The organism is Dactylosporangium sp. NPDC000555 (assembly GCF_040300025.1).
Taxonomy (GTDB): domain Bacteria; phylum Actinomycetota; class Actinomycetes; order Mycobacteriales; family Micromonosporaceae; genus Dactylosporangium.
The window spans coordinates 167,665-183,273 of record NZ_JBEPDB010000001.1 but is presented as its reverse complement, the minus strand read 5'-3'; the positions used below and the strand labels follow the sequence as shown (position 1 = coordinate 183,273).

The 15,609-nt window shown below is 72.2% G+C and carries 17 protein-coding genes; 10 read left to right on the top strand and 7 right to left on the bottom strand.

Annotated elements, in window-relative coordinates; all coding sequences use genetic code 11:
- Positions 1–13: 13 nt before the first annotated feature.
- Positions 14–865, bottom strand: a complete 852-nt coding sequence (locus ABT297_RS00920; RefSeq protein ID WP_350543131.1) for a spermidine synthase — start codon at positions 863–865, stop codon at positions 14–16.
- A 167-nt stretch (positions 866–1,032) separates the two neighbouring features.
- Here ABT297_RS00920 and ABT297_RS00915 point away from each other — a divergent pair, with 167 nt between their 5' ends.
- From ABT297_RS00915 to ABT297_RS00885, 7 genes are read left to right on the top strand one after another with little or no spacing between them, the layout of a single operon-like run.
- Complete coding sequence (locus tag ABT297_RS00915) at positions 1,033–1,908, top strand: FAD binding domain-containing protein (RefSeq protein WP_350543129.1); 876 nt, start codon at positions 1,033–1,035, stop codon at positions 1,906–1,908.
- 3 nt (positions 1,909–1,911) lie between these two features.
- Positions 1,912–2,391 (top strand): (2Fe-2S)-binding protein, encoded by a 480-nt coding sequence (locus tag ABT297_RS00910; RefSeq protein WP_350543127.1) that lies wholly within the window; start codon positions 1,912–1,914, stop codon positions 2,389–2,391.
- Complete coding sequence (locus ABT297_RS00905) at positions 2,388–4,763, top strand: aerobic carbon-monoxide dehydrogenase large subunit (protein ID WP_350543125.1); 2,376 nt, start codon at positions 2,388–2,390, stop codon at positions 4,761–4,763. Before ABT297_RS00910 ends, ABT297_RS00905 begins: the two co-directional genes overlap by 4 nt.
- Positions 4,764–4,799: 36 nt before the next feature.
- A complete protein-coding gene (locus ABT297_RS00900) occupies positions 4,800–5,756 on the top strand; it encodes an XdhC family protein (RefSeq protein WP_350543123.1) in 957 nt (318 codons plus the stop codon).
- Positions 5,753–6,619, top strand: coding sequence for an AAA family ATPase (locus tag ABT297_RS00895; RefSeq protein ID WP_502885465.1), 867 nt, complete (start codon positions 5,753–5,755; stop codon positions 6,617–6,619). The genes ABT297_RS00900 and ABT297_RS00895 overlap by 4 nt, the downstream gene beginning before the upstream one ends.
- The gene (locus tag ABT297_RS00890; RefSeq protein ID WP_350543121.1) at positions 6,588–7,808 is read left to right on the top strand and encodes a vWA domain-containing protein; all 1,221 of its coding nucleotides are present in this window, start codon (positions 6,588–6,590) and stop codon (positions 7,806–7,808) included. Before ABT297_RS00895 ends, ABT297_RS00890 begins: the two co-directional genes overlap by 32 nt.
- Entirely contained in the window at positions 7,765–8,481 is a 717-nt protein-coding gene (locus ABT297_RS00885) for an SRPBCC family protein (RefSeq protein WP_350543119.1), read from the top strand. The genes ABT297_RS00890 and ABT297_RS00885 overlap by 44 nt, the downstream gene beginning before the upstream one ends.
- An 84-nt stretch (positions 8,482–8,565) precedes the next feature.
- Here ABT297_RS00885 and ABT297_RS00880 read toward each other — a convergent pair whose 3' ends face one another.
- On the bottom strand, positions 8,566–9,045 hold the full coding sequence (locus ABT297_RS00880; RefSeq protein WP_350543117.1) for a DUF6328 family protein: 480 nt from the start codon (positions 9,043–9,045) through the stop codon (positions 8,566–8,568).
- A gap of 137 nt (positions 9,046–9,182) precedes the next feature.
- On the opposite strand from ABT297_RS00880, the gene ABT297_RS00875 reads away from it, so the two are divergent.
- Positions 9,183–9,503: a DUF6401 family natural product biosynthesis protein gene (locus tag ABT297_RS00875; protein ID WP_350543115.1), complete on the top strand. Its 321-nt coding sequence runs from the start codon at positions 9,183–9,185 to the stop codon at positions 9,501–9,503.
- Positions 9,504–9,531: 28 nt separating this feature from the next.
- Here ABT297_RS00875 and ABT297_RS00870 read toward each other — a convergent pair whose 3' ends face one another.
- From ABT297_RS00870 to ABT297_RS00860, 3 genes are read right to left on the bottom strand one after another with little or no spacing between them, the layout of a single operon-like run.
- Complete coding sequence (locus ABT297_RS00870; protein ID WP_350543113.1) at positions 9,532–10,731, bottom strand: esterase-like activity of phytase family protein; 1,200 nt, start codon at positions 10,729–10,731, stop codon at positions 9,532–9,534.
- Between the two features lie 46 nt (positions 10,732–10,777).
- Entirely contained in the window at positions 10,778–11,290 is a 513-nt protein-coding gene (locus tag ABT297_RS00865) for a hypothetical protein (RefSeq protein WP_350543111.1), read from the bottom strand.
- A 20-nt stretch (positions 11,291–11,310) separates the two neighbouring features.
- Positions 11,311–12,042, bottom strand: coding sequence for a CAP domain-containing protein (locus ABT297_RS00860; protein WP_350543109.1), 732 nt, complete (start codon positions 12,040–12,042; stop codon positions 11,311–11,313).
- Positions 12,043–12,269: 227 nt separating this feature from the next.
- Here ABT297_RS00860 and ABT297_RS00855 point away from each other — a divergent pair, with 227 nt between their 5' ends.
- On the top strand, positions 12,270–12,470 hold the full coding sequence (locus ABT297_RS00855) for a PspC domain-containing protein (protein WP_350543107.1): 201 nt from the start codon (positions 12,270–12,272) through the stop codon (positions 12,468–12,470).
- A 191-nt stretch (positions 12,471–12,661) separates the two neighbouring features.
- Entirely contained in the window at positions 12,662–13,054 is a 393-nt protein-coding gene (locus ABT297_RS00850; RefSeq protein ID WP_350543105.1) for a DUF6401 family natural product biosynthesis protein, read from the top strand.
- A 31-nt stretch (positions 13,055–13,085) separates the two neighbouring features.
- Here the strand turns inward: ABT297_RS00850 and ABT297_RS00845 are convergent, their stop codons facing one another.
- Positions 13,086–14,780 carry an MFS transporter gene (locus tag ABT297_RS00845; RefSeq protein WP_350543103.1) on the bottom strand — a complete coding sequence of 565 codons (1,695 nt, stop codon included), beginning with the start codon at positions 14,778–14,780 and terminating at the stop codon, positions 13,086–13,088.
- 10 nt (positions 14,781–14,790) lie between these two features.
- Positions 14,791–15,525: an LppX_LprAFG lipoprotein gene (locus tag ABT297_RS00840; RefSeq protein WP_350543101.1), complete on the bottom strand. Its 735-nt coding sequence runs from the start codon at positions 15,523–15,525 to the stop codon at positions 14,791–14,793.
- Between the last annotated feature and the right edge of the window lie 84 nt (positions 15,526–15,609).

Genomic DNA, 15,609 nt, shown 5'->3' with positions numbered 1-15,609 from the left:
CCCAGCAGAGCGCCTAGAACAGGCCGGCGGGTGGCGCGGGAGAGGACGTGGCGGTCGCGTCGGTCACCACGCGCGCGCCGCCGATGAGCTTCGTCAGATCGTCGCCGGAGACCAGCCTGGCCGGAAACGGGTCCGCGGCGGCGGCGCGGGCCAGCGAGGCCTGCGGGATGCGGCCGGGCTCGGCGGAGGCCACCAGGACCACGTTGCCGAACCGCCGGCCGCGCAGGACGCCCGGCTCCGCGAGGAGCACGATCTCGCCGTACACGCGGCGCAAGGTCGCCGCCTGGCCGCGGGCGAAGGCCAGGCCGGAGCCGTCGGCCAGGTTGGCCACGTAGAGGCCGCCGGGGCGCAGCAGCCGCGCGGCCGCGGTCAGGAACTCCAGTGACGCGAGGTGCGCCGGGACCCGGGCGCCACGGTAGACGTCGGCGACGACCAGATCGAAGCGGCCCGGGGCGAGCGACTCGACCGCGGCCCGGGCGTCGGCCGCCCGGACCCGGATGTCGGCGCCGCGGGGCAGCGGCAGCTCGCGCCGCACGAACGCGGTGAGCGCCGCGTCGAGCTCGACCACGCGCTGGGAGGAGCCGGGGCGGGTGGCGGCCACGTACCGCGGGATGGTCAGCGCACCCCCGCCCAGGTGCAGCACCGAGAGCGGCGCGCCGGCCGGGGCCATCGCGTCGGCGACCGAGGCGATGCGGCGCATGTATTCGAAGTCCAGCAGCCGCGGATCCGAAAGGTCGAGCGCCGACTGCGGATATCCGTCGATCAGCAGCGTCCAGCGGCCGGGCCGCCCGTCGTCCGGGCGCAGCTCCGCAACACCCGCGTCGATCTGCTCGACGACACCCATCGCCCGTTTGCGCCCGCCCACGTCTTCAATTTTGCAATTTGCACTGACACGCATGTGGGCCTGGGCAACGGAAACTACGTTGTGTATACAGTCCGGCTACGCAGGCGGAGTTGTCCGATCTCGGCTTTAGGACGACGATTCTGTCGACCTTCGACTCATTGTCCGGACCCGAAAAGACCGGAGGCGCGATGCAAGTACCCGCCGCATTCGAATACGCGAAAGCCACAAGCGTCGGGCAGACCCTGGAGCTGCTGACTCAATGGGGTGAGGACGCCCGCGTGATCGCCGGCGGCCACAGCCTCATCCCGATGATGAAGCTGCGCCTGGCCCGCCCGACAGCACTCATCGACATCAACGATGTGGCCGAGCTCTCATACATCCGGGTCGAGGGCGGTGATCTGCGCATCGGCGCGCTCACTCGGCACGCGGAGCTGCTCGCCTCGCCGCTCGTCGAGGAGCACTACCGCATCTTCGCCGACGCCGAGCGCGTGATCGCCGACCCCCTGGTGCGCAACCGCGGTACCGTCGGCGGCTCCCTGTGCCAGGCCGATCCGTCCGAGGACCTCTCCGCCGCGTTCGCCGCGGTCGACGCCTCGGTGGTGATCCAGGGTGCGCGGGGGTCGCGCACCGTGCCGCTCACCGAGTTCCACGTGGGCCCGTACGAGACCGTCGTCGAGCCCGGCGAGCTGCTCACCGAGATCCGGGTCCCGATCCGGCCCGGCGGCGGCTCGGCGTACCACAAGGTGGAGCGCCGCGTCGGCGACTGGGCGGTCGCGGCCGCCGGTGCCGCCGTCTGGCTGGACCAGGACACGATCCGGACCGCCGGGATCGGTCTCTCCGCCGTCGGCGCCGAGCACTTCCGCGCTGCCGAGGCCGAGGCGTTCCTCGCCGGCAAGCCGGCCACCGAGGAGACGTTCGCCGAGGCAGGGCGCATCGCCGCCGAAAACACCAACCCGGTCGCGGACCAGCGCGGACCGGTCGACTACAAGCGGCACCTCGCCGGCGAGCTCACCGTGCGCGCGCTGCGCGCCGCGACCGCCCGCGCGCGAGGGCAGGAGGCCTAGGACATGCAGATCACCGTTACGGTGAACGGCGAGCAGCACACCCGCGACGTGGAGCCCCGGCTCCTGCTGGTGCACTTCTTGCGCAACGAGCTAGGCCTCACGGGTACGCACTGGGGCTGCGACACGTCCAACTGCGGCGTGTGCACCGTGACGCTGGACGGCGTGCCCGTGAAGTCCTGCACGGTGCTGGCGGTCATGGCCGACGGCAAGCAGGTCGGCACGGTGGAGGGGCTGGAGGGCCCCGACGGGCTCGACCCGGTGCAGCAGGGCTTCGTGCAGTGCCACGGCTTGCAGTGCGGCTTCTGCACGCCGGGCATGATGATCACCGCCCGCGCCCTGCTCAACGAGAACCCCGACCCCTCCGAGCAGGAGATCCGGGAGGCCATCTCCGGCCAGCTGTGCCGGTGCACAGGCTACGAGAACATCGTCCGGTCGGTCCGCTGGGCGGCCGAGCACCAGGCGAAGGAGGGTGCGCAGCCATGACCGTGACCGAGAATCCCACGCCGATGGGCTTCGGGCGGATGCACCGCAAGGAGGACGCGCGGTTCGTCCGGGGCAAGGGCAACTACGTCGACGACATCCAGCTGCCCGGCATGCTGCACGGCTCGTTCCTGCGCAGCCCCTACGCGCACGCGAAGATCGTCTCGATCGACACCAGCGCCGCCGAGGCGCTGCCCGGCGTCAAGGCCGTCATCACCGGCGCGACGCTGGAGACGCTCAAGCTGGCCTGGATGCCCACCCTGTCGTACGACACCCAGGCGGTGCTCGCGACCGACAAGGTGCGCTTCCAGAACCAGGAGGTCGCGTTCGTGGTGGCGGAGAACCACTACATCGCGCGCGACGCCCTGGAGCTGATCGAGGTCGAGTACGAGCCGCTGCCGGTCATCGCCGACGCGAAGCAGGCCCTCGCGCCCGGCGCCCCGGTCATCCGGGACGACAAGGAGGGCAAGACCGACAACCACATCTTCGACTGGAGCGCCGGGGACAAGGAGAAGACCGCCGCGGTCTTCGCCGAGGCCGAGGTGGTCGTGGCCGAGGACGTGCTGTACCCACGGGTGCACCCGTCGCCCCTGGAGACCTGCGGCGCGGTTGCCGACTTCGACAAGGTCAGCGGCAAGCTGACCATCTACTCGACCACGCAGGCGCCGCACGCGCACCGCACGGTGTACGCGCTCGTCGCCGGGCTGCCCGAACACAAGATCCGGGTCGTCTCGCCGGACATCGGCGGCGGCTTCGGCGGCAAGGTCGGCATCTACCCCGGCTACGTGCTGGCGATCGTCGGCTCGATCGTCACCGGCAAGCCGGTCAAGTGGATGGAGGACCGCAACGAGCACCTGACCGCCACCGCGTTCGCCCGCGACTACCACATGCGCGGCGAGATCGCGGCGACGAAGGACGGCAAGATCCGCGCCCTGCGGGTCAACGTGCTCGCCGACCACGGCGCCTTCAACGGCACCGCGCAGCCGACGAAGTTCCCGGCCGGCTTCTTCCACATCTTCACCGGGTCCTACGACCTGGAGGCGGCGTCCTGCGACGTCACCGGCGTGTACACCAACAAGGCGCCGGGCGGCGTGGCGTACGCCTGCTCGTTCCGCATCACCGAGGCCGTGTACCTCGTCGAGCGCATGATCGACGTGCTGGCCTACGAGCTGAAGATGGACCCGGCCGAGCTGCGCATGAAGAACCTGCTCAAGCCGGAGCAGTTCCCGTACACGACCCCCACCGGCTGGGAGTACGACTCGGGCGACTACCCGAAGGCGCTGCGCCTGGCCATGGACATGGTCGAGTACGAGAAGCTGCGCCAGGAGCAGGCCGAGAAGCGCGAGCGCGGCGAGTACATGGGCATCGGCATCAGCTTCTTCACCGAGGGCGTGGGCGCCGGCCCGCGCAAGCACATGGACATCCTCGGGCTGGGCATGGCCGACGGCGCCGAGCTGCGCGTGCACCCGACCGGCAAGGCCGTGCTGCGGCTGTCGGTGCAGACCCAGGGCCAGGGGCACGAGACGACGTTCGCGCAGATCGTCGCGGAGGAGCTCGGCATCTCCCCCGACGACATCGAGGTCGTGCACGGCGACACCGACCAGACCCCGTTCGGCCTGGGCACCTACGGGTCGCGCTCGACCCCGGTCTCCGGCGCGGCCACGGCGATCGTCGCCCGCAAGGTGCGCGACCGGGCCCGGATCGTGGCCTCGGCGATGCTGGAGGTCTCCCCGGACGACCTCGACTGGGAGAAGGGCCGCTTCTTCGTCAAGGGCGACCCGGACCAGGGCAAGACCATCCAGGAGATCGCGATGGCCGCGCACTCCAGCCTCGAGCTGCCCGAGGGCGTCGAAGGCCACCTGGACGCGACGACCGTCTACAACCCGCCGAACCTCACCTATCCGTTCGGCGCGTACATCTGCGTCGTCGACGTCGACCCGGCCACCGGCCAGGTCAAGGTGCGGCGGTTCATCGCGGTCGACGACTGCGGCGTGCGGATCAACCCGATGATCGTCGAGGGCCAGGTGCACGGCGGCCTCGCCGACGGCATCGGCATGGCGCTCATGCAGCTCATGGCGTTTGACGAGGACGGCAACCACCTCGGCGCCTCGCTCATGGACTACCTGCTGCCGACGGCGCTGGAGTGCCCCTCGTGGGAGCTCGGCGAGACCGTCACCCCGTCGCCGCACCACCCGATCGGCGCCAAGGGCGTCGGCGAGTCGGCCACGGTCGGCTCCCCGGCCGCGGTGGTCAACGCCGTGCTCGACGCGCTCAAGCCCTTCGGGGTGCGGCACGCCGACATGCCGCTGACCCCGTCGAACGTCTGGCGGGCCGCGCAGGGCCGCCCGATCCGCACCGACCTGGCAATCAGCTAGTCCAGCAGAGCTAGTCCAGCAGAGAAGGAACCCCCGATGAACCTCCTCATCCGTGCCGACCAGCTACGCGAGGGCCGCACCCCGTTCGTGCTCGCGACCGTGGTGCGCGCCGAGCGCCCGACCAGCGCCAAGGCCGGCGACCGGGCCCTGGTGCTGTCGGACGGCACGATCGAGGGGTTCGTCGGCGGTACCTGTGCCGAGTCGACCGTTCGTCTCCAGGGGCTTCGGCTGCTGGAGACGGGCGAGTCGACGCTGCTGCGCATCACGCCCGACGACGAGGGCCCCGACGACCGGCCCGGCTCCGAGGGCCTGCTCACGGTCGCCAATCCCTGTCTTTCCGGCGGTACCCTCGAAATCTTCCTGGAGGCGATGATCCCAGCGCCGCTGGTCTTCGTCTACGGCGAGGCCCCCGTCGCCCGCGCCCTGGCCGACGTCGCCCAGGCCGTCGGCTGGGACAGCTCCCGGGCGAGCGGCACAGCACCCGGCGCGCGGACCCCGATCCCGCTGGACGCGAGCGCCGTCATCGTCGCCTCGCACGGGCGCGACGAGGCCGAGATCCTCACCGCCGCCGTGAAGGCCCGGATCCCATATGTCGCCCTCGTCGCCAGCCGCAAACGCGCCGCCGCGGTCCTCGCCGAGCTGTCGCTCACCGACGCCGAGAAGGGCCTCATCCACGCCCCGGCCGGGCTGGACGTCGGCGCCCGCACCGCGCCCGAGATCGCGCTGTCGGTGCTGGCCGAGATCATCTCGAAGCGGCCGCGGCAGACCGCGCCGCCGGCCGGGGCGCCAGAGGCGTCAGAGGCGCCCAAGCACATCATGCTGCCGCTGCTGGAGAAGCCCTCCGCGGTGCGGATCGCGAAGGATCCGGTCTGCGCCATGGATGTCGCGATCGTCCCGGACGCGCTGCACTACCAGCACGAGGGCGTCGTGTACTACTTCTGCGGCACCGGCTGCCGCCGCGCCTTCGCCGACGCCCCGGCGCGGTACCTGTGATCGACACGGTCGACGCGCTGGTCGAGGGGCTCGACCGGCAGGGGTACCTCGCCGAGCCGGCCCTGGGCACCGCGCTGTTCCTGGCGCTGAAGATGGGCCAGCCGATCCTGCTGGAGGGCGAGCCCGGCGTGGGCAAGACGGCCGCGGCCGGCGCGCTCGCCGCGGCGCTGGACACGCCACTCATCCGGCTGCAGTGCTACGAGGGGCTCAGCGCCGCCGAGGCGCTCTACGAGTGGAACTACCCGCGCCAGCTGCTCGGCATCCGGCTCGCCGAGGCGCGCGGCGAGACCCCGCGCGAGGCGGACCTCTTCGCGCCCGAGTACCTGCTGCGCCGGCCCCTGCTCGCCGCGATCGAGCACCCCGGCCCGCGCCCGGCGGTGCTGCTCATCGACGAGGTCGACCGGGCCGACGACGAGTTCGAGGCGTTCCTGTTCGAGCTGCTCGCCGAGGGCTCGGTCACCATCCCCGAGCTGGGCACCCGGGCCGCGGTCGTGCCACCGGTCGTGGTGCTGACCTCCAACCGGACCCGCGACCTGCACGACGCGCTGCTGCGCCGCTGCCTGTACCACTGGATCGGCTACCCCGACGCCGCACGTGTCGCGGCGATCATCCGCCGCCGCGTGCCCGGCGCCGCCGAGTCGCTCACCACCGGCGTGGCCGGCGCGGTGTCCCGGCTGCGCGCGCTCGACCTGGCCAAGCCGCCGGGCGTCGCCGAGGCGATCAGCTGGGCCAACGCGCTGCGGCTGCTCGGCCTGCCGCTGGACGAGGCGTCGGCCGGCGCCACCCTCGGCGCGGTACTGAAGTACCGCGAGGACGAGGAGGTGGCCCGCCGTGCCGGACTCGCCGGTGTCATCGCCGGGTGACCCGCGCGGGGATCTCGCGGGGCTCGTCGCTGGCTTCGGCGCGGTGTTGCACGACGCCGGGCTTCCGGTCGGACCGGACCGCTGCGCCCGCTTCGCGCTCGCGGTCGAGCTGCTCGCGCCGCGGACGGTGGACGAGCTGCACCGCTGCGCGCGGGCCACGCTGACCTGGGATCCGGCGCAGTTCCCGATCCTGGACCGGGTCTTCGACGCCATCTTCCGGGGCTTCGCGGACGTCGCCGACTTCCGCGGCGATCCGAACGCGCAGGGCACCTCCACGACGACCCGATCGGGCACGGCGAGCGCTTCCTCCACCGACACTTCCGACATTTCTGAAAAGTCTGGAGCGTCGCCCGCCGTGGAGGTCGAGATGGCGACCGCCGGGAGCGCGGCCGAGCGGCTCGCCGGGCGCGACTTCGCCACCCTGACCGATGACGAGCTGGCGCAGCTCGCCGCCCTCATGCGGCGGCTGCGGCTCGCGACCCCGCCCCGGCGCAGCCGCCGGTTCCGCGCCGCGCCGGACGGCCGCTCGGTCGACCTGCGCGCGGCGCTGCGCCGGGCCCGGCGCAGCGGCGGCGAACCGCTGCGGCTGCCGCGCCGCACCCGCAAGCAGAAGCCCCGCCGGCTGGTGGTGCTGTGTGACATCTCCGGCTCGATGGAGCCCTACGCCAGGGCGATGCTCCAGCTGTTGTACTGCGCGACCGGCGCAACCCGTGCCGAGGTGTTCACGTTCGCCACGAGGCTGACGCGGCTCACCCGGGTGCTGGCCCGCACCCGCCCGGCGGTGGCCCTCGAACGGGCCGGCCGGGCCGCGCCGGACTGGTCGGGCGGCACCCGCATCGGCGCCGCGCTCAAGCGCTTCAACGACGAGTACGGCCGGCGGGGCATGGCCCGCGGCGCCGTCGTGCTCGTCGTCTCCGACGGCTGGGAGACCGGCGACCCCGCGCAGGTGGGCGCCGAGATGGCCCGGCTGTCCCGTCTGGCGTACCGCATCGTCTGGGTCAATCCCCGGACCCAGAGCCCGCGCTACCAGCCGCTGGTCGGCGGCATGGCGGCGGCGTGGCCGTACTGCGACGCCGTGGTCAGCGCCCACTCGCTGGCCGCCGTCGAACCACTCCTCGACGCCCTCAACGGAGGTGCCCCTCACCATGTTGCTCACCAACGAATTCGTCGTGGCCAGGCCGATCGATGAGACCTGGGCGGTGCTCACCGACATCGAGCGCATCGCCCCCTGCATGCCCGGCGCGCAGCTGACCGGCGTCAGCGGCGACGAGTACCAGGGGAAGGTCAAGGTCAAGGTCGGGCCGATGACCGCCCAGTTCTCCGGTACCGCGGTCTTCAAGGAACAGGACGCCACCGCGCACCGCGCCGTCATCGAGGCGAAGGGGCGCGACGCCAGCGGCAAGGGCCGCGCGTCCGCCCTGGTGACCGCGGTCCTCTCCACCGCCGACGGGGCGACGAAGGTGCGGGTCGAGACCGACCTGAACATCGCCGGACCGCTGGCGCAGATGGGTCGCAGCACGATCGCGGACATCAGCACCCGGCTGCTGACCCAGTTCGTCGACAACCTCGAGAAGCAGCTGGCGGCCGAGGCGGCCGCGGCCCCGGCCGTTGCGGAGCCCGCGACCCCGGCCGCCGAGGAGACCGCTGCCCCGGTCGCGGATGAGCCGGCGGCTCCGGTCGTTGAAGAGCCTGCGGCTCCGGTCGCGGTGGAGACTCAGCCCGAGACGCGGGTGATCGATTCCCCCGAGGCCGAGGCGGTGGACCTCACCAAGGTGGCCGGCACGGCGACGCTGGTCAAGCTGGCCGTCCCGGTCGTCGTGGTGATCGCCGCGGTCGTCGCCCTGGTGGTCTGGCTCGCCTGACCCGCTACGCCAGGCGGGCCCGATGGGCCCGCCTGGCTGAAGTCCATCGCACGTGGGAGCGCTCCCGCGCCATGGCGTGGCGGCTCAGCGCTTGAGTGCCGGCAACAGATACCAGACCGCGATGAAAGCGACAGCGAACGCGCCGCCGACGGCGACCGCCCACGCCGGCCCCAGGACCACGTCGAAGACCAGGAACACCGCGCCCACGATCGACAGCCACAAAAACACCAGCCCGATTCCGGCGAGATTGCTGCTGATCGCGACCAGTTCCCTCTTCCGCCCGCGCCGGAACAGGATGCGATGGTGGCTGACCGGCGCGATGAGGCACAGGGTGGCCACGGCGGTGCACAGGAGGGTGGCGATATAGGCGGCCTTCTGCCCCTGGGACACCCCGGCGAATCGCTGGTCGAACGGCAGCGTCAACAGGAACGCGAACAGAATCTGCACGCCGGTCTGCGCGACCCGCAGCTCCTGGAGCAGCTCGGTCCAGTTTCGGTCGAAGCGCTGCTCCGGCGTCTCACGGCGGCCGAGACGCTTATGGGGAGTCTCGTCGCGATCGGCCATGTGGGCTCAGTTACCCACCGGACCAACCCGGCGAACGTGACGGTTCGGGCGATCTCCCACGGCGCCCGGCCAATGTCCGGCCCCGCCGCGCATGTCGGGGCTGCGCGAGCGAGCACGCTCGGCTTATGGTCGCGGACGTGAGTGCCCCCTTCGATGAGCTGACCGCCGGGCGGCGCGCCTGGCTCGCCCGTGCCGGCCTGGCCGAGCTCTCCACCACGATCGGGCGTCCGGGCCGGGCGGCGGTGGCGGCACGCCCGGACCTGCTCGCCCGCGTCGACCAGCACGCCGCCGCGATCCGCGACTCGCTCGGCGGGGCGCTGTTCGACCCGGTCGCCCTGGCCGGCTATTCGGCGGCCATCCGCGACGCGGCGCGGGACGCCGGCGACCCGCTGGCGGACTGGTCGCGACCGTCCTGGGCGATGCTGCGCCTGCTGGCGGTGTGCGGCCTGGTCCCATAGGAGCCCCGGGCCGCACACCGCCGCCGGCTCAGCGCAGGAAGCGCTTGTCGGCGTGCAGGTTGTTGGCCAAGCGGATCGTGATGAACTCGTCGTCGTCCGGCTTGCCCGGGGTACGCCCGCTGGAGAACGGGAAGTTGTTGTCGTTCACCACGCCCAGCGTCCGGTCGTCCAGGATCACGACGTCCTCGATGGTCTGGAACGGGAACGTGAACACGTTCGAGGTGCCGCCGAGGTGGCGCGGGTCGGCGATGTTCATGAGGTCCGCGACGAGGGTCTTGTCCATCTTGCCGTCGCGGTTGCGGTCGCGCTTGTCGGCCAGGTAGATCCGCTTGAACTTGGCGGTCGCACCCTGGCCCTGGTCGCGCTCGATGATGAGGAACCGGTCGGCGTCGACGGCGATCGCGTCGCCGATCGAGTAGCCCGGGTCCTCCATCTGGTAGGTGTAGATCTTCCCGGTGTACCGCTGCTTCACCAGGTCGAACTCGTTGAACCGCAGGCTGCCGGCCGGATCGCCGGCGACGGTGCCCTCGAGCATCGGGTAGAGCGTGCGGCCGTCGGGCGACAGCGCCATGCCCTCGAAGCCCTTGCTGCTGTTGAGGTTCGGGTTGCCCTCCGGGTTCTCCGGTGCGCGCACGCCGGGCAGCGAGATCGGTGCCTGCAGCAGCCGGCCGGCGCGGTCGAAGTGCAGCAGGTACGGGCCGAACTCGTCGCCGATCCAGTACGAGCCGTCGCCGACCCGCTGGATCGACTCGATGTCGAAGTCGGCGCCGGTGAGGACCCGGTCCTTGCGGGTCAGGGCCCAGGGCACGAAGCCGCTGGGGTCGGTCAGATTGATGCCGCCGACGACGTCGACCGTCTTCTTGGCGTAGTCGGGAGCGACCCGGTGGATGCGCAGGACGAAGTCGCCGCTGTTGGCCTTGTTGCCGTAGCCGTTGTCGGAGATGACGTCGAAGGTGCCGTCGCCGTTCTTCAGGATGCCGCTGAAGCCCTGGATCGGCTGGTCGTCGAAGGGCGGGGTGATGCCGTTGGACGGGGTGCCGCCGAGCAGGGCGCCGGACGGGTCGCTCGCCGAGACGAAGGTCGCCGCCGGAAGCGCGGCCCAGCCGGTGAGCTGAGCCTGGCCCCAGGCATGGCCGGACGAGCCATTGGCCGAGGCGCTCGGCGCACTGATCGCGAGCGACAGCACGCCGACGCCCACGCCGAGGCCGACACGTCGAAGATTCCTCATAGGTCGCGACGCTAGGCAGATGCCGTGAACCCCGGTTGCTGCCTTTCTAGACTTTTTGTGTCATCTGCCCGAGCAGCGTGTGTAGGCGCCCCACCACGCCCGGCCCATCCGTGATCTTGCCGCTGTCGACGTAATACACCAGGGACGCGCGCAGCACCAGGTCGCCGTCGGCCGTCTCGACGTAGGCCTGGCCGTCGTCGAAGTACGAGAACGTGCTGGCGTCGAGATCCTTCGCGCCCTGCGCGGCGGCCTTGTCGTACCTGATCTGCTCGGCCGCCGCCATGGACGGGCGCACCACGGTCAGGAAGATGTACAGGTCGCCGGAGGAGCCGTCGATCGCGCACGCCTTCAAGCTGTCGGTGTCGCGGCGCTCCTTGTGGCCGGCGTTCTCGCCCAGCGCCGCCTTGAGCTGGTCGTCGGAGGCGAGGGCGCACACGTCCACGGTGTTGTAGACGACGGCGTTGCGCTTCGCCTCGGGCGGCGAGGCCTTGTCATCACCGCAGCCGGCGAGCGCCAGGACGGCGCCCGCCAGCAGCAGTGCTCTAGGAGGGTTGATCACCCGTGCTTTCTACACGGTTTTCAGACTCGGCCGAAGTCCTGGGTCCAGTACGGCGTGCCGTCGGCCTTGTACGCGAGCCCGACGCCGACCGCGACGCTCGAGCAGTTCAGGATGTTGGCGCGGTGGCCCGGGCTGTTGATCCAGCCGTTGACGACATCCTGGGCGCTGCGGTACCCCCAGGCGATGTTCTCGGCCGAGGCGCCCGTGGTGTAGCCGGCGGCGGCCTCGCGCTGCACGAAGCTGCTGCCGTTCGAGCCGGTGTGGTCGAAGAAGTTGTTCGTGGCCATGTCGGTGCTGTGCGCCCTTGCCGCGGCGACGAGCCGGCCGTCGATGCGCAGCGCGCCGCAGCCGTTGGCCTGGCGGTAGTCGTTGGTCAGGGTGACGACCTGGTTCTCGATCGCCGCGTACCCGTCCTGTGACGGCTGCGTCGTGGTCGGCGCCGTGGCGGGTGTCGTCGGCTGGCTGGCGGGCGCCTTGGGCGGCGTCTTGGCCGGGATCTTCTTCGCGGACGACTTCTTGTTCTTGGTCTTCTTCTTCGTCGTCTTCGAGGCCTTCGCGGCGATGACGTCGACGGCGGGCTTCGCGGCCGCGGCGTTCGCGCCCACCGCCTCCACGACATGCGCGACGCCGGCCGTGACGGGCGCGCCGGCCGCGAGGGCCTGTGGTCCGGTGGTCGTGACGAGTGCGAAGCCGAGGGGCGCCGCGAGGAGCGCGGCGGCGATGGTGGTGGCGCGGCGGGCGAACCGGGTCACTGTGTGAGGCCTTCCGTCGGGGACTGTGGCGAGGTCTGTCACCCCTGACATCGGGCGCGTCGCAAACCTCGTGAGCGGCCCAACCACCCCGCAACGCGCGGCAACCGACCGGCTACCCGTGCGGATGAATCCCTAATGGTCGGTACTCCGGATTTCCGTCAAAGGTTGGAGGGCGGGTGCCCCGGGCATTTCTACGGTTGAGGTACACATCGATACGAGGAGCAGGGATGCCCAGTCTCGTCAGATCCCGTGACAACCGTTGGATCGCCGGCGTCTGCTCGGGTCTCGCCCGCCGCTTCGGCATGCCGCCCAACGTGATGCGGCTGATCTTCGTCCTCTCGTGCCTGCTGCCCGGCCCGCAGTTCGTGATCTACCTGATCCTGTGGGTCCTCATGCCGGACGAGTCCAAGGCCCGCAGCTACGGCTGAGTTCGCTCCTCACAGAGGGGCTTCAGCGGCGGGGTGGGTGGCCCGGGGTGCGGCCCGGGCCGCCCCTTGCCGCCATCCGGCGCGGCCGGCTCAGACCACCGGCGCGGCCGGCTCGGTAGCGGTCCGGGTGACCCGTGGTGCGGCCCGGGTCCACCCGTCATGCGCCGGGCGACGCGGCCGAAGTCGGTGGCATGTCCAACGACACGAGCTTCACCACCGCCGGCACCGGGAGCGGCGCCTTCGGCGACTTCTCCGAGGCCACTCGCCTCACCGTCGCGCGCGCGACGCTCAACGGCCTGATGACCTGGCTCGGCGAGGCCGGCCTGGCCGCGGCCCGCGAGTCCGCCGGCCTGCAGGCCGCGATCGACCAGCATGCGGCCTCGGTCCGCGACGCGCTGGGCGACCCCGCGCACGGCCCCGGCGCGGTCCCGCTGGCCGGCTACGCGACCGGCGTGCGCGACGCCCTCGTCGAGGCGCAGTGGCAGCTCGCCCCGACCAACGAGGTCGACTGGTCGAAGCTCGAGTGGCCCGCCCTCCGGTTGATCGCCATCTGCGCCCTGGCCCGCGCGGGCGGCCACGCGTAGGGCTCTCGCAGCGAGCGTCCCGGGCTTGGGGTCAGTGGTTCGGCCCGGGGCCGGGGCGGGCGGCGCGACCCTGCAGCAGCAGCGCGAATACCGCGCCCAGTGCGCAGATGGCGGCCGTGGCCAGGAAGATCTCGCGATACTCCGTGCGCAGCGCGGACTGCAGCGCGGCCTTGTACGCGTCCATCAGGCGCCGCTGCTCGTCGGCGGGCTTGCCGAAGACCAGCGGGAAGTCGAGCTGGGCGGTCAGCTCATGGAAGCGGTGCAGGCCCCACGCGGTCAGCGCGGCCACGCCGATCAGCATGCCCATCATCCGGGCCACGACCACCGCCGAGGATGCCACGCCGTGCTGCGCGGGCGGGGTGGCCCGCAGGATCGCGGCGGAGAGCGGGCCGATCACCAGGCCCAGCCCGAACCCGGCGACGACGAGGTCGGTGTCCAGCCGTGGCAGGAACCCGAGGTAGCGCACCGCGAGCACGTCGGCCGGCCAGCCCGCGATGAGCACGTATCCGCCGGCGGCCACCGCCAGCCCGCCCGCCGCGACCAGGCGCTCGCCGAGCCGCGACACCAGCCAGCCGCCGAGCACCGCGCCGATCGGCAGCGCCACCAGGAAGCGGGTCAGCACGAGCGTGCCCTGCACGCCGTGCCGGCCGAGCAGCGTCTGCGCGACCAGCTCCACGTCGACCAGCGTCACCATCAGGGCGGCGCCGGCGCAGAAGCTCGCGCCGAGCGCGCCGAAGAACGGGCGCCGCAGCGCGCCGCGCAGGTCGATCAGGCGGGTGCGCGCCCGCAGCTCCCACACGACGAACAGGACGGCCCCGGCGGCCGCCCCGGCGAGCATCCAGCCGCCCCACGGAGGCAGGACCGCGCGCTCCGGGTCGGGGTTGTAGAGCGCCACCACCGCCGCGCCGAGTGTCAGCGCCAGCAGCAGGCCGCCGACGACGTCGGTCTTCGGCCGCTCCGGCGCCGGGGCCCGACCTGGCAGCGCCACCCACACGAGCGCGATGGCGGCGGCGACCAGCGGAAGGTTGATCCAGAAGATGCCCCGCCACGAGCCGAGCAGGGCCGCGATGCCCACCCCGTAAAGCGGGCCGAGCACGCTACCGAGCTCCTGCGCCGCGCCGACCACACCGAGCACCGTCGCCCGGCGCCGCTCCGCCCACAGGTCGCCGGCCAGCGCCAGGGTCACCGGCAGCAGGGCGCCGCCGGCCAGGCCCTGCACCGCCCGGCCGGTCGCGAGCAGCCAGATCGAGTCGCCCGAGCCCGCCGTGAGCGCGGAGCCGCCCGCGAAGCCGACGAGGCAGCCGATCAGCACCGCCCGCCGCCCCAGCCGGTCGGAGAGCGAGCCGAGCAGCGGCATCCCGGCGATATACCCGAGCAGGAACCCGGTCACGACCGGCGTCACCCGCTCGAGCCGGTTGACCGCGATGTGCAGCGCGTCGAGGATGTCGGTGAGGACGCCCACGACCACGTAGGCGTCCAGCGCCGCCAGCAGCACCGTGGCCCCGCCGACGCCGATGGCCAGCCGCCGCCGCGGATGCCCGCCGTCCCCGCTCTGGGCACCCCCCGCAGCGCCCCCGGACCGGCCCGCAGCGACGGCCCGGCCGCCGCCGGAGCCTGCGGAGAGGCCGGGAGCCGCTGCGGCGGTCGCGGTGGGGACGGCCTCGGCGCCCGCGCGGCGCCCCGCGGGCGTCGGTGGCGGGTCGGCGGACGGATCGCTGTCCAGCATCGGCTCGGCTCTACTTCGGCGGCGCGATGGTGACGGCGGCGTCGAACTCGGTGAACGTCACGGTGACCGTGCCGCCCTTGGCGTCGCCCACGGCGGGCAGGTCGAACGCGGCCTTCAGCACGCGCTTGTTGTCCTTCGCGATCCACAGGCGGCCCGGCACGCTGCCGGTCACGCCGGGCACGACCTTCGACAGGTTCTCGGCCGGGAACTTGGCGCTCACCCGATAGGTCGCCTGGTTGTCCACGGTCTCGGCGCCCTCGGTCTTGCCGTCGGTCGCGGCGGAGACCACCTTCGCGATGCCGCGGTCGGGATCGAGGATCGCCGACGGGTCGTAGACCGACGCGGCGAGTGCGAGCGGGATCTTCTGGTAGTCGCCGGTGGGGCCTTTGAGCCACATCGTCTGGCCCACGATCGTGAACGCCAGATCGGCGGTCGTGCCCATCTGCTCGACCTGCGCGGTGCCCTGGGCGTTGCCCTCCTTCGTGAGCACGCCGTCGGCGCGCTTGATGGCCACCCCGGCGATCGTGCCGTCGGCGGTGATCAGGAACTTGGCGGTCTTGATGCCGCCCATCGCCGCCGCGGAGTCCTTGAGCAGCACTTCGGCGGCCGGCAGGTTGGGGTCTGCCGACGGTGCCCCGCCCTTCTTGTCGGACTTGCCGGAGCAGCCGGTGAGGGCGACGAGCACCGCCGTCAGCGCGGCGACGCCGGCGACGAGAAGGCCGGGGCGGGACTTGGTCGGGGACATACCGGCATGCTAGACCGGCGCGGGAAACGCCGCGGGTGTCGAAGCTGAGTGCGGTCTCAGCGTCACGAGATCCTCACCGTCCGC